The organism is Mesorhizobium sp. M0136, from assembly GCF_040322515.1.
Classification (GTDB): Bacteria; Pseudomonadota; Alphaproteobacteria; order Rhizobiales; family Rhizobiaceae; genus Mesorhizobium.
This window is the reverse complement of record NZ_JAMYTP010000017.1, coordinates 1-21,285: the sequence shown is the minus strand read 5'-3', so window position 1 is coordinate 21,285 and position 21,285 is coordinate 1. Positions and strand designations below refer to the sequence as shown.

24 protein-coding genes are annotated in these 21,285 nt (G+C 63.2%); 11 read left to right on the top strand and 13 right to left on the bottom strand.

Going from position 1 to position 21,285, the window contains the following annotated elements; genetic code table 11:
* Nucleotides 1–44: 44 nt before the first annotated feature.
* From sucD to mdh, 5 genes are read right to left on the bottom strand one after another with little or no spacing between them, the layout of a single operon-like run.
* Complete coding sequence (gene sucD, locus NKJ35_RS20570; RefSeq protein WP_352479658.1) at nucleotides 45–947, bottom strand: succinate--CoA ligase subunit alpha; 903 nt, start codon at nucleotides 945–947, stop codon at nucleotides 45–47.
* A gap of 49 nt (nucleotides 948–996) precedes the next feature.
* On the bottom strand, nucleotides 997–1,368 hold the full coding sequence (locus tag NKJ35_RS20565) for a cupin domain-containing protein (protein WP_352649367.1): 372 nt from the start codon (nucleotides 1,366–1,368) through the stop codon (nucleotides 997–999).
* A gap of 55 nt (nucleotides 1,369–1,423) precedes the next feature.
* Nucleotides 1,424–1,984 carry a hypothetical protein gene (locus tag NKJ35_RS20560; RefSeq protein ID WP_352649366.1) on the bottom strand — a complete coding sequence of 187 codons (561 nt, stop codon included), beginning with the start codon at nucleotides 1,982–1,984 and terminating at the stop codon, nucleotides 1,424–1,426.
* An 8-nt stretch (nucleotides 1,985–1,992) separates the two neighbouring features.
* Entirely contained in the window at nucleotides 1,993–3,186 is a 1,194-nt protein-coding gene (gene sucC, locus NKJ35_RS20555; RefSeq protein WP_352649365.1) for an ADP-forming succinate--CoA ligase subunit beta, read from the bottom strand.
* A gap of 41 nt (nucleotides 3,187–3,227) precedes the next feature.
* Nucleotides 3,228–4,196 carry a malate dehydrogenase gene (gene mdh / locus NKJ35_RS20550; RefSeq protein WP_352507328.1) on the bottom strand — a complete coding sequence of 323 codons (969 nt, stop codon included), beginning with the start codon at nucleotides 4,194–4,196 and terminating at the stop codon, nucleotides 3,228–3,230.
* 232 nt (nucleotides 4,197–4,428) lie between these two features.
* On the opposite strand from mdh, the gene NKJ35_RS20545 reads away from it, so the two are divergent.
* Complete coding sequence (locus tag NKJ35_RS20545) at nucleotides 4,429–4,857, top strand: GNAT family N-acetyltransferase (protein WP_352649364.1); 429 nt, start codon at nucleotides 4,429–4,431, stop codon at nucleotides 4,855–4,857.
* Nucleotides 4,858–4,891: 34 nt separating this feature from the next.
* Here the strand turns inward: NKJ35_RS20545 and zapE are convergent, their stop codons facing one another.
* Nucleotides 4,892–6,094 (bottom strand): cell division protein ZapE, encoded by a 1,203-nt coding sequence (zapE, locus tag NKJ35_RS20540; protein WP_352649363.1) that lies wholly within the window; start codon nucleotides 6,092–6,094, stop codon nucleotides 4,892–4,894.
* 83 nt (nucleotides 6,095–6,177) lie between these two features.
* Entirely contained in the window at nucleotides 6,178–6,717 is a 540-nt protein-coding gene (locus NKJ35_RS20535; RefSeq protein ID WP_352479663.1) for a protease inhibitor Inh/omp19 family protein, read from the bottom strand.
* Nucleotides 6,718–7,031: 314 nt separating this feature from the next.
* Here NKJ35_RS20535 and NKJ35_RS20530 point away from each other — a divergent pair, with 314 nt between their 5' ends.
* From NKJ35_RS20530 to NKJ35_RS20495, 8 genes are all read left to right on the top strand, one after another.
* On the top strand, nucleotides 7,032–8,042 hold the full coding sequence (locus NKJ35_RS20530; protein WP_352649362.1) for an MBL fold metallo-hydrolase: 1,011 nt from the start codon (nucleotides 7,032–7,034) through the stop codon (nucleotides 8,040–8,042).
* Nucleotides 8,043–8,113: 71 nt separating this feature from the next.
* Entirely contained in the window at nucleotides 8,114–8,275 is a 162-nt protein-coding gene (locus NKJ35_RS20525; RefSeq protein WP_031195454.1) for a DUF1328 family protein, read from the top strand.
* A 74-nt stretch (nucleotides 8,276–8,349) separates the two neighbouring features.
* Nucleotides 8,350–9,234, top strand: a complete 885-nt coding sequence (gene dapF / locus NKJ35_RS20520; RefSeq protein ID WP_352649361.1) for a diaminopimelate epimerase — start codon at nucleotides 8,350–8,352, stop codon at nucleotides 9,232–9,234.
* Nucleotides 9,234–10,535, top strand: coding sequence for a tRNA (N(6)-L-threonylcarbamoyladenosine(37)-C(2))-methylthiotransferase MtaB (mtaB, locus tag NKJ35_RS20515; RefSeq protein WP_352649360.1), 1,302 nt, complete (start codon nucleotides 9,234–9,236; stop codon nucleotides 10,533–10,535). Before dapF ends, mtaB begins: the two co-directional genes overlap by 1 nt.
* An 11-nt stretch (nucleotides 10,536–10,546) precedes the next feature.
* Nucleotides 10,547–12,343, top strand: a complete 1,797-nt coding sequence (ftsY, locus tag NKJ35_RS20510) for a signal recognition particle-docking protein FtsY (RefSeq protein ID WP_352649359.1) — start codon at nucleotides 10,547–10,549, stop codon at nucleotides 12,341–12,343.
* Between the two features lie 60 nt (nucleotides 12,344–12,403).
* Nucleotides 12,404–13,078 (top strand): septation protein A, encoded by a 675-nt coding sequence (locus NKJ35_RS20505; RefSeq protein WP_352649434.1) that lies wholly within the window; start codon nucleotides 12,404–12,406, stop codon nucleotides 13,076–13,078.
* 67 nt (nucleotides 13,079–13,145) lie between these two features.
* Nucleotides 13,146–13,766, top strand: coding sequence for a pyridoxamine 5'-phosphate oxidase family protein (locus NKJ35_RS20500; protein WP_352649358.1), 621 nt, complete (start codon nucleotides 13,146–13,148; stop codon nucleotides 13,764–13,766).
* 33 nt (nucleotides 13,767–13,799) lie between these two features.
* Nucleotides 13,800–14,333, top strand: coding sequence for an NADPH-dependent FMN reductase (locus tag NKJ35_RS20495; protein ID WP_352649357.1), 534 nt, complete (start codon nucleotides 13,800–13,802; stop codon nucleotides 14,331–14,333).
* A gap of 7 nt (nucleotides 14,334–14,340) precedes the next feature.
* Here NKJ35_RS20495 and NKJ35_RS20490 read toward each other — a convergent pair whose 3' ends face one another.
* Both NKJ35_RS20490 and NKJ35_RS20485 read right to left on the bottom strand, forming a co-directional pair.
* Complete coding sequence (locus NKJ35_RS20490) at nucleotides 14,341–14,550, bottom strand: tautomerase family protein (protein ID WP_352649356.1); 210 nt, start codon at nucleotides 14,548–14,550, stop codon at nucleotides 14,341–14,343.
* Between the two features lie 32 nt (nucleotides 14,551–14,582).
* Nucleotides 14,583–15,500 (bottom strand): SMP-30/gluconolactonase/LRE family protein, encoded by a 918-nt coding sequence (locus NKJ35_RS20485; protein ID WP_352649355.1) that lies wholly within the window; start codon nucleotides 15,498–15,500, stop codon nucleotides 14,583–14,585.
* Between the two features lie 262 nt (nucleotides 15,501–15,762).
* Between NKJ35_RS20485 and NKJ35_RS20480 the strand changes: the two genes are divergently transcribed.
* Complete coding sequence (locus NKJ35_RS20480) at nucleotides 15,763–15,930, top strand: hypothetical protein (protein ID WP_352649354.1); 168 nt, start codon at nucleotides 15,763–15,765, stop codon at nucleotides 15,928–15,930.
* Between the two features lie 33 nt (nucleotides 15,931–15,963).
* Here the strand turns inward: NKJ35_RS20480 and NKJ35_RS20475 are convergent, their stop codons facing one another.
* From NKJ35_RS20475 to ccmA, 4 genes are all read right to left on the bottom strand, one after another.
* On the bottom strand, nucleotides 15,964–16,539 hold the full coding sequence (locus tag NKJ35_RS20475) for a DsbE family thiol:disulfide interchange protein (protein WP_254817862.1): 576 nt from the start codon (nucleotides 16,537–16,539) through the stop codon (nucleotides 15,964–15,966).
* Nucleotides 16,536–16,703: a heme exporter protein CcmD gene (gene ccmD / locus NKJ35_RS20470; RefSeq protein WP_254817863.1), complete on the bottom strand. Its 168-nt coding sequence runs from the start codon at nucleotides 16,701–16,703 to the stop codon at nucleotides 16,536–16,538. The genes NKJ35_RS20475 and ccmD overlap by 4 nt, the downstream gene beginning before the upstream one ends.
* A gap of 124 nt (nucleotides 16,704–16,827) precedes the next feature.
* The gene (gene ccmB, locus NKJ35_RS20465; RefSeq protein ID WP_352479674.1) at nucleotides 16,828–17,493 is read right to left on the bottom strand and encodes a heme exporter protein CcmB; all 666 of its coding nucleotides are present in this window, start codon (nucleotides 17,491–17,493) and stop codon (nucleotides 16,828–16,830) included.
* A gap of 88 nt (nucleotides 17,494–17,581) precedes the next feature.
* Nucleotides 17,582–18,190, bottom strand: coding sequence for a heme ABC exporter ATP-binding protein CcmA (gene ccmA, locus NKJ35_RS20460; RefSeq protein ID WP_352649433.1), 609 nt, complete (start codon nucleotides 18,188–18,190; stop codon nucleotides 17,582–17,584).
* A gap of 283 nt (nucleotides 18,191–18,473) precedes the next feature.
* Here ccmA and acnA point away from each other — a divergent pair, with 283 nt between their 5' ends.
* Nucleotides 18,474–21,164 carry an aconitate hydratase AcnA gene (acnA, locus tag NKJ35_RS20455; RefSeq protein WP_352649353.1) on the top strand — a complete coding sequence of 897 codons (2,691 nt, stop codon included), beginning with the start codon at nucleotides 18,474–18,476 and terminating at the stop codon, nucleotides 21,162–21,164.
* Nucleotides 21,165–21,285 lie beyond the last annotated feature (121 nt).

Here is a 21,285-nt window from a genome sequence, read left to right as displayed (position 1 = left end):
GTTACTCTGTTCTTACCTATTCGCTATTCACTACTCGCTACTCACTAACCTTTGATCGCCTCGACCAGCGTCGTGCCGAGCCGGGCCGGCGATGGCGAAACCTTGATGCCGGCCGATTCCATCGCCGCGATCTTGTCTTCCGCACCGCCCTTGCCACCGGAGATGACCGCGCCCGCATGACCCATGGTGCGGCCGGCCGGCGCGGTGCGCCCGGCGATAAAGCCGGCCATCGGCTTGCTGCGGCCGCGCTTTGCCTCGTCCTTGAGGAACTGCGCGGCGTCTTCCTCGGCCGAACCGCCGATCTCACCGATCATGATGATCGACTTGGTCTCGTCGTCGGCGAGGAACATCTCCAGCACGTCGATGAACTCCGTGCCTTTGACCGGATCGCCGCCGATGCCGACGGCGGTGGTCTGGCCGAGGCCGACATTGGTGGTCTGGAACACCGCCTCATAGGTAAGCGTTCCCGAGCGCGAAACAACGCCGACCGAGCCCTTGCGGAAGATGTTGCCGGGCATGATGCCGATCTTGCATTCGTCGGGCGTCAGCACGCCGGGGCAGTTCGGCCCGATCAGCCGCGATGTCGAGCGGTCGAGCCTTGCCTTGACCTTGATCATGTCCATCACCGGTATACCCTCGGTGATGCAGACGATCAGCGGTATCTCGGCCTCGATCGCTTCCAGGATCGCTTCGGCCGCTCCTGCCGGCGGTACGTAGACGACCGAAGCGTTGGCGCCGGTCCTGGCCTTGCCTTCGGCAACGGTGGAGAAGATCGGCAGCGTCTCGCCCTTGGCGCCGGTCCAGGTCTCGCCGCCCTTCTTGGGGTGGATGCCGCCGACCATCTTTGTGCCGTGATAGGCGAGCGCCTGTTCAGTGTGGAACGTGCCGGTCTTGCCGGTCAGGCCCTGCACCAGCACCTTGGTGTTCTTGTCGACGAGAATGGACATGGTGGTCCTTTTTAAAAACCGTTGATCGGGGAAGGCCGCGCGCTCATGGTCACAACCGCTTCAGGTCGGCGACGGTGAGGTCGCTTTTGGCGTTGCCGGTGTTGAGCGTCGTCGCCGGCTCGAACATCAGCACGACAGGTTCCTCGCTCAGCGAGCGCGGCCGGTGCTCGACGGCGCGCGGCACGACGATGAACTCGCCGCTGCCAAGTTCCACCGTGCCGTCGCGGAAATCGATGGCGATGCGGCCGCGCAGCACCAGGAATGCTTCGTCCTCATCGTCGTGCGCGTGCCAGTCGAAGACCTCGCCGAACTTGGCGATCTTGACCTGGCTGTCATTCACGTCGCCGGCAATATGCGGATCGAAGACCTTCTTGATCTTCTGATCCGCCGCCTCGATGAGATTTATCTTGTGGGAAGGCACAGGCTCATTCCTTCACGCTGAGGACCGTCATCCTCGCTCGAAATTTGGCCGCGGGTCATTCCGGACTGACCCCATGATGCGGAGAATTAGACCCGAAACGAAAAACTCCTGTCAGCTTACCATCCAGCGGCTGGTCGCTTATCGTTCCGATAAAACGGCACTTTCCGTCTTTTTGAACCGAAGTCTCACATTCTTTGCTTACAAAGAGCCGCATCAAGGTTTGGTCCGGCAGATCATCAATAATTTGTTCTCTTGGTATTTCGACCAAACCTTGCGATCGGACATAGTTATCGAACTCTGATATCCGAGTCGTAGTCCCAAAAACCTCGCAAACATCTATCGCAGGACCACTTCCATCTCTTCTCGCAGACCTCAAGGTCACAAAAGGCTTAGACAGGTTTCCGGATTGGTCGCGATTGAGCGTTTTTATGCCGAAATCGTTGGAACGGATCGAAAACCCGTTCTCTAGAGCCAATTGCTCGCTTCTCATCAAATCACCATCAGACGCGATGCAAATTTTCCCATAGAGCACGACTGCATCCGAAATCTCTTCTGATTGCGATGGAACGGCCATGCAGCCGAACACAATTGCACACAGAGGCCGGGGAGAAATCATCGACTGCCTCAGCCCTTCACCGCCGCGACAATCTTCTTGGCTGCGTCATCGAGGTCATCGGCCGACACCACGTTCAGTCCGCTGTCGTTGATGATCTTCTTGCCGAGCTCGGCATTGGTGCCTTCCAGCCGCACCACCAGCGGCACTTGCAGGCCGACCTCCTTGACTGCTGCGATGACGCCCTCGGCGATAATGTCGCACTTCATGATGCCGCCGAAGATGTTGATCAGGATGCCTTTGACCGCCGGATCCTTGGTGATGATCTTGAACGCCGCCGTCACCTTTTCTTTCGACGCGCCGCCGCCGACATCGAGGAAGTTGGCGGGCTCGGCGCCGTAGAGCTTGATGATGTCCATCGTCGCCATGGCAAGGCCGGCGCCGTTGACCATGCAGCCGATATTGCCGTCGAGCGCGACATAGGCGAGGTCGTATTTCGACGCCTCGATCTCCTTCTCGTCCTCTTCGGTGGTGTCGCGCAATTCAAGCACGTCCGGGTGACGGAACAGCGCATTGTTGTCGAACGACACTTTTGCGTCGAGCACGCGCAGCCGGCCGCTCTTCATGACGATCAGCGGGTTGACCTCGAGCAGGCTCATGTCCTTCTCGACAAACGCCTTGTAGAGGATCGGAAACAGCGTGGAGCCGTCCTTGGCGGCGTCGCCGTCGAGCCTCAGTGCGGCGTTGAGCTTCTTCACATCGTCGGCCGTCACGCCCTTTTCCGGGTCGATGGCGACGGTAATGATCTTTTCCGGCGTGTCGTGGGCGACCGCCTCGATGTCCATGCCGCCCTCGGTCGAGACGACGAAGGCGACGCGCCCGACCGAGCGGTCGACCAGGATCGACAGATAGAGTTCGCGCTCGATGTCGGCGCCGTCCTCGATATAGAGCCGGTTGACCTGCTTGCCGGCCGGGCCGGTCTGCTTGGTGACCAGCGTGTGGCCGAGCATCTCCTTGGCGTTGGCGACGACCTCGGCCACCGACTTCGCCAGCCTGACGCCGCCCTTGGCATCGGGCCCGAGTTCCCTGAACTTGCCCTTGCCGCGGCCGCCGGCATGGATCTGGCTCTTGACCACATAGAGTGGGCCGGGCAGCGCCTTGGCGGCAGCTTCCGCCTCGCTCGCCTTGAACACCGGCACTCCCTCGGCCACCGGTGCGCTAAAGCCTTTCAGCAGCGCCTTGCCCTGATACTCATGGATGTTCATGCGCTATGTCTCCAGCTTGCTTGGCGGGCTTGGTTACCGGCTTACTTGGCCGCGAGATGTGGAGCGATCTTGACGCAGGCGTCGCACAGGCCCTGCACCGCCGCGACCGAATTGTCGAACATCTTCTGCTCGTTCTTAGTGAGCTCGATCTCGATGATCCGCTCGACGCCGCCGGCGCCGATCACCACGGGAACGCCGACATAGGTGTTCTTGACGCCATATTGGCCGGAGAGGTACGCCGCACAGGGCAGCACCCGCTTCTTGTCCTTGAGATAGGCTTCGGCCATGGCGATGGCCGAGGCGGCCGGCGCATAAAAGGCAGAGCCGGTCTTGAGCAGGCCGACGATCTCGGCGCCGCCGTCGCGGGTGCGCTGCACGATCTGGTCGAGCCGCTCCTTCGAGGTCCAGCCCATCTTGATGAGGTCGGGCAACGGGATGCCGGCAACCGTCGAATAGCGGATCATCGGCACCATGGAATCGCCATGGCCGCCGAGCACGAAGGCGGTGACGTCCTCGACCGAGACCTTGAATTCCTCGGCCAGGAAATAACGGAAGCGCGAACTGTCGAGCACGCCGGCCATGCCGACGACATGGCTCTTGGGCAGGCCGGAAAACTTCTGCAGCGCCCAGACCATGGCGTCGAGCGGATTGGTGATGCAGATGACGAAGGCTTTCGGCGCGTATTTCTTGAGGCCGGCGCCGACCTGCTCCATCACCTTCAGATTGATGCCCAGAAGATCGTCGCGGCTCATGCCGGGTTTGCGCGGCACGCCGGCGGTGACGATGCAGACGTCGGCGCCCTCGATGCCGGCATAGTCGTTGACGCCGGTCAGCCTGGAGTCGAACCCATCGACCGGCGACGACTGCGCGATGTCCAGCCCCTTGCCTTGCGGGATGCCTTCGGCGATATCGAACAGCACGACGTCGCCGAGATCCTTGAGGCCGACCATGTGGGCGAGGGTGCCGCCGATCATGCCCGAGCCGATGAGCGCTATCTTGTTGCGTGCCATGTCAGGATGTTTTCCCTTTGACTATGACGGCGCCCAAATCCTTGACGATTTGATGACGGCGTCGGAGGAAGAGGCCGGAATGCTGCGGAACCGCGAAATTCGCCGCACGCAATAGCCCCGGCCGCACAAAAATTCAAACGATTATTTTGCAGTGAATAATTTCAATCGGTTAGAAACAATGGGAATTACGTAAACGTCAAAATTCTGAAGCCGACTAGAGGAATTCTACACAATGGCACTGGAAATCAGAAGGCTGTTTCCTGGCGATGACGCTCTTTTGATGCGGGTTGCCGACGAAGTCTTCGACGAGCCGGTCAGGCCGGATCGGCTCTCCGCCTATCTCGCGGAGCCCGGTCATTTCATGGTCGTGGCCCTCGCCGGCGGCATCGTCGTTGGCCAATGCGCAGCCGTCGTCCACCGCCACCCTGACAAGGTGAGCGAACTCTACATAGACGAGGTCGGCGTCGCGCCGGCCTTTCAACGCCAGGGCATTGCGACGAGGATGCTCGACGCCATGTTCGCACTCGGTTGCGAGCATGGCTGTGAGGAGGCGTGGGTCGGCACCGAGCCGGACAATGTTGCTGCTCGCGCACTTTACGAGTCGCGAAAAGAGCCGCGTGGGCCGGCGGAGGGGTTCGTCATGTATATTTATCGGTTATAGGCGCCGGCGGCAGGGGCCTCTTCTGTACTATCCCTCACGCCTGAGCCTGCCGTGCCTCGGTCGATGATCCCTGCGCCCTGTGCCTCTCCGCCCAGTTCTCCAGCCAGTCGTGGCTCTGCATCTCGATCAGCCGCGATGCGGTGCGCTCGAACTCGAAGACTTCGTTGCCGCGCTTGGCCGTATAGAGCTGCGCCGGCGGTGCCGCGGCGCTCATCACCAGCCGTACATGATGATCGTAGAGCGTATCGACCAGCAGGATGAAGCGCTTGGCTTCGTTGCGCTTGCCTTCGCCGAGCACCGGCACCCGGTCGATGACGATGGTCGAGAAACGGCTGGCAATGGCAAGATAGTCGCGGGCCCCGAGCGGCCTCTCGCAGAGATCGGCGAACGAAAACCGCGCCGCCTCGCCGGCAGCACGCGGCACCACGACGTGTCGGCCCTTAACCGTCAGCATCGTCTCGGCCGTCGGCCTGCCATGCGTCATCACCGCCCACAGCTCGTCGAGCGCATGGTCGGCGGCGGCATCGGCCGGGGTGATGTAGACCGGCATGCGGCTGAGCTTGTCTAGGCGGTAATCCTTGTCGGCGTCCAGCGCCAGCACGTGCGCGTGGCGCTCCAGGATAGCGACAAACGGCAAAAACAACTGACGGTTCAGGCCGTCGCGGTAGAGATCCTGCGGCGCGACATTGGAGGTGGCGACCAGCACCACGCCATTGGCAAACAACGCCGAAAACAACCTGGACAGGATCATCGCATCGGCGATGTCGGTGACCGAAAACTCGTCGAAGCACAGCACCCAGGCTTCCTCGGCAAGCGCGCGCGCCACCGGCGGGATCGGGTCGTCCTCCTTGACCGTACCCTCTTTACGCGCCTGCCGGTGCTTCTGGATGCGGTCCTGCACGTCGGCCATGAAATCGTTGAAATGCACGCGGCGCTTGCGCCGCACCGGCAGCAGCTCGAAGAACATGTCCATCAGCATGGTCTTGCCGCGGCCGACGCCGCCATGGATATAGAGGCCCTTGACCGCCTCGTGCCCCTCGCGCTTGCGGGCGAACAACCACCCCAGCGCGCTTGATTTATGCGCCAGCCGCTTTGCCGATATCTCGTCGATCAGCCGGTCGAGCGCAGCGGCGATCCGCTCCTGCGCCGGATCGCGCCCGATGGCGCCCGTCTCGACCAGATGGTCATACCGCTGCTTGACGGTCGCATGGGTCTGGAGGCCGTCACGCAGATGCATCGGTCACGTCGTTCCGGAGCAATTCCAAGAAAAGGGTGTGGCGGTTTTCTGTCCGGAATTGCGTAACAATGGGGGCCGTTCTCTTACCTTGTAAGCGAGATCGGCAGGCCGTTGGAAGTCTGGCCGTCGAATTTCTCGCCGCCCGAGGAATAAAGCCGTGCCAGCGTGCCGCCATTCTCGTCATAGAGCGTCAGTTGCTTGCCGGCGACATTCCAGGATTTGATGCCGTCGATCGGCGCCGGGCAATGCAGCGGTCCGGCGCGGTAGCCCGACCCGAATTTGGTCTGCGGCGTCGCCACCTGACAGCTCTGGCCGGACACGCTTGCTTTCCACACACCAGCGACGCTTGAGGCGGTCAGGTCGGCCGCACCGGCCGGCGCCGTCCCGTCGGGCGGCAGCGAGGCGACCTGCGTGTTCTGCGGCGCAGTCGGAAATTTCGACGGGTCGGCCGCGCCGGGTGTCGCCGGTGGCGGCAACTGGTTTGCAGTCACCTTGCCGGCGGGCGCAGCTTCCAGCGGCGCCGGCTGCTGCTCGTCCATCGATGAGAACCGCGAGGTCGAACAGCCGCTCGCAACGAGCGCGGCCAGCGATACGGCCAGCAGGCCGGTTTTCGAAAATTTCATTCTTCAACCTCCGTCGGATCGGGCTGGGGAAGCCGTCCGCGCAATGTCCCCCTCACCAAGATGGAGAAGGTGGCGAAATTTCAACCCGATATGGTTAAAATACGGTTTGCGCCGCTAATGTTGCAATTTTGTCGCAAAATGCACATTGCCTGAATTGCGTCGCGCCTTGGCCTTTTGCCGGCACATCCGGTTGATGCGATGCGGCGCGCTGGCGTCAAATCCTTCGCGTTTCCTTGGCGTTCACCTCAAATGCTTGTGCGGGCCGGCTCCGGCATTATCTCTTGGCGATCAGCAAACTGCAGGGAGCCGATTTCTTGGTCGCGAGAAAGAGAGCCGCCAACCGCTATTACAGCGGGCCGCCCAGCGATCATTTCGACGGCACCTTGTTCTTCAATCCCGGCGGACGGCCGCCGGGTCGCTTTGCCGATCTGTTGAAGTGGCAACTGAGCCGCGAGCGCTCGAAATGGCCGACGGCGGATCCGAGCCCGTTTCCGCCGGCAAGACCGGTCGAGCGCATCGATGGTTCTGCGCTGCGCCTCACCATGGTCGGTCATTCCTCGCTGCTCGTCCAGACAGCAGGCCTGAACATCCTGACCGATCCGGTCTGGTCGCGGCGTGTCTCGCCGCTCTCCTTCGCCGGGCCGAAACGCGTCAATCCGCCGGGCATCGCCTTTTCGCATTTGCCGCCGATCGACCTCGTGCTGGTCAGCCACAACCATTACGACCATCTCGACCTCGCCACGCTGAAGCGCCTGAAGGCAAGACACGACCCGCTGCTGCTGACGCCGCTCGGCAACGACACAATCATCGGCGCCGCCGTGCCCGGTATGCGGCTTTCCGCGCATGACTGGGGCGACCGGGTCGATATCGGCGATGGCGTCGCCGTCCATGTCGAGCCGGTGCATCACTGGTCGGCCCGCGGTACCCGCGACCGGCGCATGGCGCTGTGGGCGGGTTTCGTCGTCGAGACATCCGACGCAAAGATCTATTTCGCCGGCGACACCGGCTTCCACGGCGGCATCAATTACCGGCTGATGGCGCAAAAGCACGGCGGCTTCCGCCTCGCCATCCTGCCGATCGGCGCCTACGAGCCGCGCTGGTTCATGGCGCCTCATCACCAGGATCCGGAAGAGGCGGTGCAAGGCATGCTTTTGTGCAACGCCGCCTATGCCGCCGGCTGTCACTGGGGCACGTTCCGGCTCACCAACGAGCCGATCGAGGAGCCGCCCAGAAAGCTCGGCGAAGCGCTCGATGCTGCCGGCCTGCCGCGGCAACGTTTTCGCGCCCTGCGGCCGGGCGAAGTATGGGACGTACCGGAGGTTTAGCGCGGCGGAACCTGAGGCATCACATAGACGTTTGTAGGTTGTTCAAACCTGTCGGTTGCGAGGTGCCTCTTATGATCAGGTGGATTATCATTCTTTTGATTATCGCGGCCGCGGCGAGCCTGCTCGGCATGCCGGCACTGGCCGGAGCCGCCGCCACCGGCGCGCGCATCCTCATCGGCATCGTGCTGATCATCTTCCTGCTGATCGTGCTTGGCGTCTTCGCGGTGACGTGAAAATCACGCCGCGCTGGTAATTTCTGCCGCTATCCGCCATATAGGCGCCAAACCGGCAAGAGACCTTTCGATCGATGGCAAGCGCGGCCCCTTTCGCCAAGATGAACGGCATCGGCAACGAAATCATCGTTGCCGATATGCGTGGCCGTGCCGATCGCGTGACGTCTGCAGCAGCCGTCGCCCTCAATGCCGACACGTCGACCCGGTTCGACCAGATCATGGCGATCCACGACGCCAGGACGCCGGGCACCGCCTTTTTCATCGATATCTTGAATTCCGACGGGACCAGCGCGCAAGCTTGCGGCAATGGCATGCGCTGTGTCGTCCAAGCGCTCGCCGCCGAGACCGGCCAGAAGACATTTGCCTTTGAAACAGTCGCCGGCATCCTAAACGCCGAGGAACATGCCGACGGAATGATCTCGGTCGACATGGGCAGGCCGCGCTTTGGCTGGCAGGACATCCCGCTGGCCGAGGAATTCCGCGACACCCGCATGATCGAGCTGCAGATCGGCCCGATCGATGCCCCGGTGCTGCATTCGCCGTCGGTCGTCTCGATGGGCAATCCGCACGCTATCTTCTGGGTCGACCGCGACGTCTGGTCCTACGAGCTCGAGCGCTTCGGCCCGCTGCTCGAAAACCACCCGATCTTCCCCGAGCGCGCCAACATCACCATCGCGCAGGTGACTTCGCCGGAGACCATGATCATCCGCACCTGGGAGCGCGGCGCCGGCCTGACCAGGGCCTGCGGCTCGGCCGCTTGCGCCGCCGTGGTCGCCGCGGCCCGCACCCGGCGCACCGGCCGCAGCGTCACGCTGATGACGCCCGGCGGCGGCTCGCTGCATGTTCTGTGGCGCGACGACGACCACGTCATCCTCACCGGTGCCGCCGAATGGGAATTTTCCGGCAGCTTCGATCCGGCGACCGGGGCCTGGGCGCGCGACACCGAAAGCGCCGCCTGATGGCTCCTCTTGGCAACAAGGGTATCGAGGTCGTCACCTTCGGTTGCCGGCTGAACACCTATGAATCCGAGGTGATGCGGCGTGAAGCCGAAAGTGCGGGCCTCGGCGGCCTCGAAGGCGGCGCCATCATCTTCAACACCTGCGCCGTCACCGGCGAGGCTGTACGCCAAGCCAAGCAGTCGATCAGAAAAGCCCGCCGTGAGAACCCGGCCGCCCGCATCATCGTCACCGGCTGCGCCGCGCAGACCGGCCCGCAGGATTTCGTCGCCATGGACGAGGTCGACCTCGTCCTCGGCAATGAGGAAAAGCTGAAGGCGCATTCCTATCGCGCGCTGCCCGATTTCGGCATCAACGACACCGAAAAGGCGCGCGTCAACGATATTTTTTCGGTGCGCGAGACGGCCGCCCACATGGTCGACGCCATCGAGGGCCGGGCACGCGCTTTTGTCCAGGTGCAGAACGGCTGCGACCACCGCTGCACCTTCTGCATCATTCCCTACGGTCGCGGCAATTCGCGCTCGGTGCCGATGGGCGCCGTGGTCGAGCAGGTCAAGCGACTCGTCGGCAATGGTTATGCCGAGATCGTGCTGACCGGCGTCGACATGACCAGTTTCGGCGCCGACCTGCCGGGCGCGCCGAAGCTTGGCAAATTGGTCAAGACCATCCTGAAGCAGGTGCCCGACGTGAAACGCCTGCGGCTTTCCTCCATCGACTCGATCGAGGCCGACGACGATCTGCTGGACGCCATCGCCACCGAGCCCAGGCTGATGCCGCATCTGCATCTGTCGTTGCAATCGGGTGACGACATGATCCTGAAGCGGATGAAGCGCCGGCACAACCGCGACCAGTCGATCCGCTTTTGCGAGGATGTGCGCAAACTGCGCCCCGGTATCGTTTTCGGCGCAGACATCATCGCCGGCTTCCCGACCGAGACGGACGCCATGTTCGAAAACTCGCTGGAGATCGTCGAGGAATGCGGCCTGACGCATCTTCATGTCTTCCCGTTTTCGCCGCGCGAAGGCACGCCCGCCGCGCGCATGCCGCAGCTCCGCCGCGACGTCGTCAAGCAACGCGCGGCACGCCTGCGCACCGCCGGCGAGGCCGCCTATCGCCGCCATCTTGCCTCGCTCGCCGGAACGCATCAATCGATCCTGGTCGAGCGTGACGGCCTTGGCCGCACCGAGGGGTTTACGCTGGCCGTGTTGTCGGCGGGCGCGCCTGGCGACATCGTCGAGGCTGATATCGCCGGCCATGACGGTATCAGACTGATCGCCGCGCCGCTTGCCGCCCGCGCCGTCTGAGAGCGCAAGACATGGCTGGTTTTTTCAAGAAGATATTTTCGTTCGGCAAGAAGGAAGTGGTCGAGGAGCGGCCCGACGAGACCGCACCGCTGCCGCCGATCAAATGGGACGAACTGGAGGCGCTGAAGCCGGCCGCCGAGCAGACCGTTCCGGAGTTTTTGAAACGCGAAGAGCCTCGCCCCGATGCCGAAGCCGTACCGCCGGTCGAGGCGGAAGCACCCGCGCCGCAGCCGGCGCCTGTTGAAGAGGCCGAGCCCGAACCTGCGCCGACCCTTCCGCCCGAGCCGGACATCCAGCCAGAACCCGCTCCGGTCGAGGAGCCAGAGGCGCCTGCCGAACAGACGGCGTCAGACGCCGCTCCCGTCGTTCCCGAGCCAGCCCCGGAGCCAGAGCCGGAGGAAATTCCTGAGCCAGAGCCGACGCAGCCAGAAATCGTCCAGACTGAGCCTCCGCCATCCGAACGTGGCGCTGCCCCTCATCCGCCTGCCGGCACCTTCTCCCCGTATAGTGACGGGGAGAAGGGTGCTGATCGTCACGCCGAGGCTCGTTTTGAAAGCGGCAAAGAAAAAGCTCCGGCGCTGACGCCCCCCTCTCCCCGTCCTTTAGGGGGAGAGGGTAAGGGTGAGGGGCAGCGCCAACCTGCGCAAGACGCGGCACCCGCTGCCGAAATCACGCCACCAGCACCCGAAGCGCCGCCGCCGGCCGAAATCCCGCCGCCGATCCGCCAGCCAGCGCCCGTCGAGACGAAGCCGCCGCTCGCCGAGATCGCGCCCGAGCCGGAGGCCGTCCCGCAACCATCGCCGGAGCCAAAGCCCGCCCCCGGCAAAGTCACCGTAACCAAGAAGGTCGAGCAGAAAGCCGAGCCGCAGAAGGCGCCCGAACCGGCGCCGAGGCGCTCCTGGTTCCAGCGCATGCGAGACGGGCTTGCGCGCTCCTCCCGGGAGTTGTCGGGCAACATCGCCGGCGTCTTCACCAAGCGGAAACTCGACGAGGACACGCTGCAGGACCTGGAGGACGTGCTGATCCGCGCCGATCTCGGCATGGAGACGGCTTTGCGCGTAACCGATGCACTCTCCGCCAGCCGCTACGGCAAGGACGTCTCCGATACCGAAGTCCGCGCCATCATGGCGGCCGAGGTGGAGAAGGTGCTGTCCCATGTCGCCATGCCGCTGGAACTCGACCTCAGCCATAAGCCGCATGTCATCCTGGTGGTCGGCGTCAACGGCACCGGGAAAACAACGACTATCGGCAAGCTCGCCGCAAAGCTCACCGATGGCGGCCTCTCGGTGATGCTCGCCGCCGGCGATACTTTCCGCGCAGCCGCCATCGAGCAGCTGAAGATCTGGGGCGAGCGCACCAACTCGCCAGTCATTGCCTCGAAGCTCGGCGCCGACGCCGCTGGCCTCGCCTATGACGCATTCGAGCGGGCGAAGGAGGCCGGCTCCGACGTGCTGATCATCGACACCGCCGGGCGGCTGCAGAACAAGACCGAACTGATGGCGGAACTGGAAAAGATCGTCCGCGTACTGGGCAAGCTCGATCCGGAAGCGCCGCACACGGTGCTGCAGACGGTCGATGCCACCACCGGCCAGAACGCGCTCAACCAGGTCGAGATCTTCCGCAATGTCGCCGGCGTCAACGGCCTGGTGATGACCAAGCTGGACGGCACGGCGCGCGGCGGTATTCTGGTGGCGATCGCGGCAAAGCACAAATTGCCGGTCTATTTCATCGGCGTCGGCGAACAGGTCGACGACCTCGAACCCTTTTCCGCAAGCGAATTCGCCAGGGCGATCGCTGGCGTGGCTTGACGAGCATGATCCCAATAAGGTGCAGGCTTTTTGGATTGAATCATGCGTAAGAAGGACCTTATGAGCCCACCCATTCTCGAACGCGACCCATCCGACCCGCAAAAGCAGAAGAAGGAAGCCGTCAATCCGCTGCTCAAGCTGGTGCTGGAGCTTGGCCCGCTGATGGTATTCTTCTTCGCCAATGCGCGCGGCGCATGGCTGGTGCAGAAATTCCCGGCGCTGGGCGAGTTCGGCGGACCGATCTTCGTCGCCACCGGCCTGTTCATGGCCGCGACCGCGGTCGCGCTGATCGCCTCCTGGCTGCTCACCCGTACCTTGCCGATCATGCCGATGGTGTCGGGCGTCGTCGTCTTCATCTTCGGTGCGCTGACGCTCTACCTGCAGGACGATATCTTCATCAAGATGAAGCCGACCATCGTCAACACGCTGTTCGGCGGCGTGCTGCTCGGCGGCCTGTTCTTCGGCAAATCGCTGCTCGGCTATGTCTTCGAATCGGCCTTCAATCTCGACGCCGAGGGTTGGCGCAAGCTCACCTTCCGCTGGGGCCTGTTCTTCCTGTTCCTAGCCCTTGTCAACGAAGCGGTCTGGCGGAATTTTTCCACCGATACATGGGTTACCTTCAAGGTCTGGGGCATCATGCCGATCACGCTTCTGTTCACCTTCAGCCAGATGCCGCTGATCCTGCGCCATTCGCTCGAGGACAAGACCGAGAAAGCGGGAAAGGCCAGCAAGTAGCAATTCCAGGAAAAGGTGTGTGCTGCGGTTTCCCTGGGGAATTGCGTCAGAATAGGAGGGGACGAGGATGGAATTCATCATCACGCGCGACGAGCTGAGGACGATCTACAAGACGCCTCGGCCGACCGACGGCTCGATCCGCAAGGAATTGAAGACATTGGACGGCCACTGCCGTTCCTTCATCGGCAAGAGCCCGTTCGTGCTGATCGGCTCGTCCGACGGCGCCGGCAATGCCGATGTGACGCCCAAGGGCGACAGGCCGGGCTTTGTGGCAGTGCTCGACGAGAAGACCATCGCCATCCCCGACCGGCCGGGCAACAACCGGCTCGACACGCTGGAGAACATCCTTCTCAATCCCTCGGTCGGGCTGCTCTTCCTCATTCCCGGCATGAACGAAACGCTGCGTGTCAACGGCGATGCCCGCATCACCGTCGATGCGGCATTGCGCGAGCGACTGGCGGTCGACTGCAAGGCACCGCAAAGCGTGGTCGTGGTGACGGTCAAGGCTGCCTACATGCATTGTGCCAAGGCCTTCATGCGCTCCGAACTGTGGAAGCCCGAAACCTGGTACGACCGCGCGACGCTGCCGACGCTCGGCCAGATCCTGCGCGACCAGCTGGCGCTTGCCGAAACGGCGGAGGCCACCGACCGCTGGCTTGACGAGGATTACAAGCAGACCATGTGGTAGCGTGCCCAGCAACGAATCGCCGAGCCGGTCCCTTTGCTGAACATTCTCGCCATTTCCGGCAGCCTGCGCGCCGCCTCGACCAATTCGGCCCTGGTCGCGGCCCTCACGCAAAACGCGCCGCCGGACTGTCACGTCTCCGTCTATGACGGGCTTGGTCGGCTACCGATCTTCAACCCCGACGACGAAGGCGAGCGGACGCCGCCGCAAGCAGCGGCGCTGATCGATGCGGTCACCGCCGCTGACGGCGTCATCGTCTCCTGCCCGGAATACGCACACGGCGTGCCAGGCGGCCTGAAGAACGCGCTCGACTGGCTGGTGTCGCGCGATGCCGCCGTCGGCAAGCCAGCCACGCTGGTGCATGCCTCGCCGCGCTCGCTGTTTGCCCGCGCCGCACTGGTCGAGGTCATGTGGACAATGTCTTTCGCGCTCTATGAGGAAGCAGCGCTCGAAATCGCGCTGCTCGGCAAGAGGCGGCCGGAGGTGGAGAAAATCCTGGCGGAACCGGAAAACCGGCTGGCGATGCGCGGCGCCGTTTCGGATTTCGCCGAGTTCATCCGCGCTGGCTGAGCGGCGCTCAACCCTTGTCTCTCCGCGTCTCGACGTCGGTTTCGCCGACGAACCAGTCGCGTGCAGCGACCTCCTCGAAGACCACCCAGACATCGTTGTTGGTCAGGCCGGTGACGCCCGTTATGGCCGCTGTCACCTGGGCGGCGATCGCGGCCTTTTTGCCGGCCGGGTCATCGGCAATCACCTCCTTGACCAGGCGGATGTTCACGAATGGCATGGGTCCCTCCCTTGGATATGCTTGGCGTCCGCTCAGTAGGTTTTGGCGCCGTTGACCATGAGCCGGACCATGTAGAGCGAGGTCGTGCCGGCGATATAGAGGCAGTTCAGCTTGTTGCCGCCGAACACGCAATTGGCAACGACTTCCGGTACCTTCACCTTGCCGATCAGCGTCCCGTCTGGATCGTAGCAGTGGATGCCGTCGGCGGCGCTGGTCCAGATGCGGCCGTCCGCATCCAGCCTGAAGCCGTCGAACAGGCCGGCGGTGCAGTCGGCAAAGACCTTTCCGCCTGAGACCGTCTTGCCGTCCTGGCCGACATTGAACACCCGGATGTGCGCCGGGTTTTGCGCACCATGCGTGCGGCCGGTGTCGGCGACATAGAGTTGGCGCTCGTCGAGCGAGAAGGCGAGTCCGTTGGGTCTGACCATGTCGGTGATCACCGCATCGGTCTCGCCGGTGCTGGGATCGACCCGATAGACATGGCAGGCGCCGATCTCGCTTTCGGCCTTGTCGCCCTCGTAATCGGTATCGATGCCGTAGCTCGGATCGGTGAACCAGATCGAGCCATCGGACTTGACCACCGCGTCATTGGGCGAGTTCAGCCGCTTGCCGCGCCATTTGTCGGTGATGATGATGACCGAGCCGTCATGCTCGGTGCGGCTGACGCGGCGGCCGGAATGCTCGCAAGTAACCAGCCGGCCTTGCCGGTCGACGGTGTTGCCGTTGGAATTGCCCGACGGCTGACGGAACACGCTAACACTGCCGTCGGTCTCGTCGTAACGCAGCATGCGATTGTTCGGGATGTCGGACCAGACCACATAACGCCCGGCTGCAAACCAGGCCGGTCCTTCCGCCCATCGGCAGCCGGTAAACAGCCTGTCGACCTGTGCATTGCCATTGAACAGCCGCGAAAAGCGCGGATCGAGAACTTCGTAGAATTCGCTGGCCATGGTTCCTCCCGGTAGCAGTCGCTTGGCGAGGCGCGATCAAGCCAGCCTGCGATCGATATGGCAAGATCGATGATGCGTCAGAAGCATTGTGGAAGCGAATGCTGGCCCGGACGGCAGGTCACATCCGGTTAACCGGCTATGCGCCCAGCGCAATGGTGCATTGCAACATCTTATTTTTGCAACGCACCATAACTATGTCATGCTTCGTATCGATCAAGGGAGGAACAACTGGCCGCAAATGCGGCGCAAAAGGAGACTCGCTATGATCATCGACAGCCTCATGAGCCGCGCTCGCGCCGGCATCGCCAAGCGCCGGCATTACAACCGCCTCGTCGCCGAAATCGACAGCTTCACCAGCCGCGACCTCGCCGACATGCGCGCCGACCGCTCAGAAATGCTCTACCAGGTCCACAAGCAGATCTACGGCTGAGTCTTCGGTCGACCTATCACAAACGGCGGGCAATCAGCCCGGCACGGCCAGCGCCTTCTCGATCTCCGGCAGCAGCAGCGTCTGCGCCGAGTCCGGCGTCAGCGGCCCGACATGCTTGTAGGCGATCTTGCCATCCTTGCCGATGACGAAGGTCTCCGGCACGCCGTAGACACCCCAGTCGATCGCCGTGCGGCCGGCCTGGTCGACGCCGATCGCCTGGAACGGATTGCCGAGATCGCCAAGGAACCGACGGGCGTTTTCCGGCTGGTCCTTGTAGTTCAACGCTGCCATCACGAAGCGTCTGTCCTGCGACAGCGCCAGCAGCACCGGGTGCTCTTCGCGGCACGGCGCGCACCACGACGCGAAGACGTTGACCAGCGTCACCTTGCCGGCGAACTGTTTTGAATCGAGGCCCGGCAAATTGGTGCCCTCGAGCGCCGGCAGGTTGGTCTGCGGCGCCGGCAGGCCGATCAGCGCCGACGGCACTTCCGACACGTCGCGCCCGGACAAGAGCTGCGCCAGGAACAATCCCGCCAGCCCGAGAAAGACCAGCAGCGGCAGCAGCACGATCAGGCGGCGGCGCGCCGGTGTTTCCGTTTCCGTGCTCATGACTTGACTGCCCTATCGGAGCGCCGGCGCACGCCGGATGCTTCCAGCTCGGCGAGTTCTCGCTTGCGGCCGCGCTGGTCCAGCAGGATCCAGCCGATCAGCCCGCCCAGCACCACGGCCGTGATCGCATAGGCGGCGGCGACATAAAGCGCGTGTACGCTCATGCTTTTCGCTCCGCGGCGCTTTCCAAACCGTCCGTCTCGCCTTGTTCCGACATGTCTTCTCTTAACGCCGCGCCATCGGCTCCGCAATTGTTCGCCGCGCCGCAGGGATGAGCTGAAGCCAACATCAATCTGTTCCGTGCCGCAGCGCTAGCGCCGCCGCCACCGGCCCGAGCACGGCAAGGAACAGGGTCAGCGCGGCAAGAATGAGGAAGGGCTGCAGGAACGGATCGGGGTCAGCTACCGCGCCATAGCTTGCCGATACGCCGAAGATCAGCACGGGAATGGTCAGCGGCAGTACCAGCACCGAGATCAGCAGCCCGCCGCGCGGCAACGCTACCGCCACCGCAGCACCGGCGGCACCGATGAAGGTAATAGCCGGCGTGCCGACCAGCAGCGTCAGCGCCGTGGCGCCGATGCCGGCCGGCTCCATATTCATGAACAGGCCGAGCAGGGGAGCGGCGACGACCAGCGGCAGCACGCTTCCCGCCCAATGCGCCAGGCATTTCGTCAGCACGGTCAAGGCCAGCATTTGCCGGTCGTTGCCAAGCACCAGAAGATCGAGAGAGCCGTCTTCCCGATCAGCCTGGAACAGCCGGTCGAGGCCGAGCAGGCAGGCAAGCAAGGCGGCAATCCACAGGATCGCCGGGCCGATGCGGGCCAGCAGCCTCAGGTCGGGACCGACGCCGAAGGGGATGGTCGCGATGACGGCGAGAAAGAAAATCACTCCAGTCAGCGCTCCGCCGCCGGCGCGGATGCTCAGGCGGATGTCGCGCAGGAAGAGGGACCACATTATGGTTTGGTCCCGATGCAGGCGTGAAGGCCAAGCAAAGGATGGAGTTCCGTCGCAGGACGGAGGGCGGCGCCGTAGAGCACCAACATCAAACGGCCTCGCCCATCACCAGCCCTTGTGCCCGCTCGATCCCCAGCGGCAAATGCGTCGCCGCGACCACGATCCCGCCACTCTCGAGGTGCTTCTCCATCAATTCGCCGACTCTCTCCTCCGAAGCCTTGTCCAGTCCTGCGGTCGGCTCATCAAGCAGCCACAATGGCCGATGGCTGACCAGCAGTTTTGCGATCGCCGCGCGCCGGCGCTGCCCGGTCGAGAGATAGCCGAACGGCAGATGGCCGATGCGGCCCAGGCCGACGGTTTCCAGCGCCTCCTCGACACCCGCAGAACCCGCGCCCGAAAAATCGCGCCAAAAGCACAGATTCTCCTTAACGCTCAGCGCCGTCTTCATCGCGTTGAGGTGGCCGAGATAGTGACAGGCCGAGGCGGCCGACGGAAAGTCTTCGCCACCACCTTCGAACCGCACACGGCCTGCCGCCACCGGCAACAGACCAGCGACGATCCTGAGCAGCGTCGATTTGCCGGCGCCGTTCGCCCCGGTGACGACCAGCGCCTGGCCATCCCCCAGCGCGAATTCGATGCCGGAAAATACCGTCTCGCCGCCGCGTTCGCCGCCCAGATTTTCGGCGATCAGCCGCATCCGTTCCCCTTCGCCGAAAAGTTCAAGTGCGGCTTCGGTGCGCCGCAGCAAAAATGGCGATTCCGTGTCTAGAACTATTCCAGAAAATTCTCTATATCCGCATCATCCGTGCCAGCGGTCGGCACGGGAACCGAATTTGCGCCGAACCAGCGCGCGTGCCGCCTTGAACGGCCCGGACGCTTGGGAACGGACAGCGGAAATGGCCGTACCCGCACCTTTGCGCGTGATTTGCATGCCCACTGGCGTCCGTTCCCTCCCGGCAACCGACAGTTAGGGATCGCACGTGTCCAAATCACTCGACAGCTTCAATTGCCGCCGCACGCTGACCGCCAGCGGCACCGAGTACATCTACTATGACCTTGTCGAGGCCGAAAAGAACGGCCTCACAGGCATTGCCCAATTGCCTTATTCGATGAAGGTGCTGCTGGAGAACCTGCTGCGCAACGAGGACGGCCGTTCCGTTACCAGGGAGAGCATCCAGGCGGTCGCCGGCTGGCTGACCGACCGAGGCACTGCCGGCGTCGAGATCGCCTATCGCCCGGCCCGCGTTCTGATGCAGGATTTCACCGGCGTTCCGGCTGTGGTCGACCTTGCCGCCATGCGCGACGCCATGGCCTCGCTCGGCGGCGACCCGCAAAAGATCAATCCGCTGGTGCCGGTCGATCTGGTCATCGACCATTCGGTCATCGTCGACGAATTCGGTACGCCGCTGGCTTTCGCCCGCAATGTCGAGCTTGAATATGAGCGCAACGAGGAACGCTACAAATTCCTGAAATGGGGCCAGCAGGCGTTCCGCAATTTCCGCGTGGTGCCGCCCGGCACCGGCATCTGCCATCAGGTCAATCTCGAGTACCTCGGCCAGGTGGTGTGGACCAACAGCGAAGACGGCGAGACCACCGCCTATCCCGACACCTGCGTCGGCACCGATTCGCACACCACCATGATCAACGGTCTTGGCGTGCTCGGCTGGGGCGTCGGCGGCATCGAGGCGGAGGCCGCGATGCTCGGCCAGCCGGTTTCCATGCTGCTGCCGGAAGTCATCGGCTTTCGCCTCACCGGCAGGCTGAGGGAAGGCGTCACCGCCACCGACCTGGTGCTCACAGTCACCCAGATGCTGCGCAAGAAGGGCGTCGTCGGCAAGTTCGTCGAATTCTTCGGTCCGGGCCTGTCCAACATGACGCTGGCCGATCGCGCCACCATCGGCAACATGGCGCCGGAATATGGTGCCACCTGCGGCTTCTTCCCGGTCGATAGCGAAACCCTCCGCTACCTGACCATGTCCGGTCGCGACGAAAGCCGCATCGCCCTGGTCGAGGCTTATTCGAAGGCGCAAGGCTTGTGGCGCGATGCCGGCTCGGCCGATCCGGTCTTCACCGACCTGCTGGAGCTCGATCTCGGCAGCGTCGTCCCGTCAATGGCCGGCCCGAAACGGCCGGAAGGCCGGGTCGCACTTGAAGACATTCCGGCCGGCTTCGCCAAGGCCATGGAGACCGAATACAAGAAGGCCGCCGAAATCGACAAGCGCTATGCCGTCGAGGGGACGGACTACGATCTTGGCCATGGCGATGTCGTCATCGCCGCCATCACCTCCTGCACCAACACCTCGAACCCGAGCGTGCTGATCGGCGCCGGGCTGTTGGCGCGCAACGCCAACCGGCTCGGCCTCAAGCAGAAGCCGTGGGTCAAGACCTCATTGGCGCCGGGCAGCCAGGTCGTGGCCGAATATCTCGAAAAATCCGGCCTGCAGAAGGAACTCGACCAGATCGGCTTCAACCTGGTCGGCTTCGGCTGCACCACCTGCATCGGCAATTCCGGCCCGCTGCCGGCGCCGATCTCCAAGACCATCAATGATAAGGGCTTGATTGCTGCGGCAGTCTTGTCCGGCAACCGCAATTTCGAAGGCCGCGTCTCGCCCGACGTGCAGGCGAACTATCTCGCCTCGCCGCCACTGGTCGTCGCCCACGCGCTGGCTGGGACCGTGACCAAGGATCTGACCACCGAGCCGCTCGGCGAGGATCGCAACGGCAATCCGGTCTATCTCAAGGATATCTGGCCGAGTTCGGTCGAGATCCAGGAATTCATCGAGAAGAACGTCACGCGCGAATTGTTCGCCCGCAAATATGCCGACGTCTTCAAGGGCGACGAGTACTGGCAGAACGTCAAGGCGCCGGAAGGCCAGACCTATGCCTGGGACGACAATTCCACCTATGTGCAGAACCCGCCCTATTTCGCCGGCATGACGTCAGGCTTCGGCAAGATCGGCGATATCAAGGGCGCACGTGTGCTCGGTCTGTTCGGCGACAAGATCACCACCGACCACATTTCACCGGCCGGTTCGATCAAGGCGGCCTCCCCGGCCGGCAAGTACCTCACCGACCACGGCGTCGGCGTCGCCGATTTCAACCAGTACGGCACGCGCCGCGGCAATCATGAGGTAATGATGCGCGGCACCTTCGCCAACATCCGCATCCGCAACCACATGCTGGGCGAGAACGGCCGCGAGGGCGGCTACACCATCCATTACCCGTCGAAAGAAGAGGAATCGATCTACGACGCCGCCATGCGCTACAAGAAGGAAGGCGTGCCGCTGGTCATCTTCGCCGGCGTCGAATATGGCAACGGCTCGTCGCGCGACTGGGCGGCCAAGGGCACCAATTTGCTGGGCGTCCGCGCCGTCATCGCCCAATCCTTCGAGCGCATCCACCGCTCCAATCTTGTCGGTATGGGCGTCATCCCCTTCGTCTTCGAGGAAGGCACCTCATGGGCCTCGCTCAACCTCAAGGGCGACGAACTGGTTGAGATCGACGGACTGGGCAACATCAAGCCGCGGCAGAAGATGACCGCCAGAATCACCTACGGCGACGGCAGCGTCAAAGAGGTTCCGATCATCTGCCGCATCGATACGCTGGACGAGCTCGACTACTTCAAGAATGGCGGCATCCTGCAATACGTGCTGCGCGATCTGGCAGCATAGAGAGAGGAGTAGGGCAGTAAGGGAGTAGGGAACGCTTCCCCTACTCCCCTACTCCCCTACTCCCCTACTCCCCTACTCCCCTACTCCCCTACTCCCCTACTCCCCTACTCCCCTACTCCCC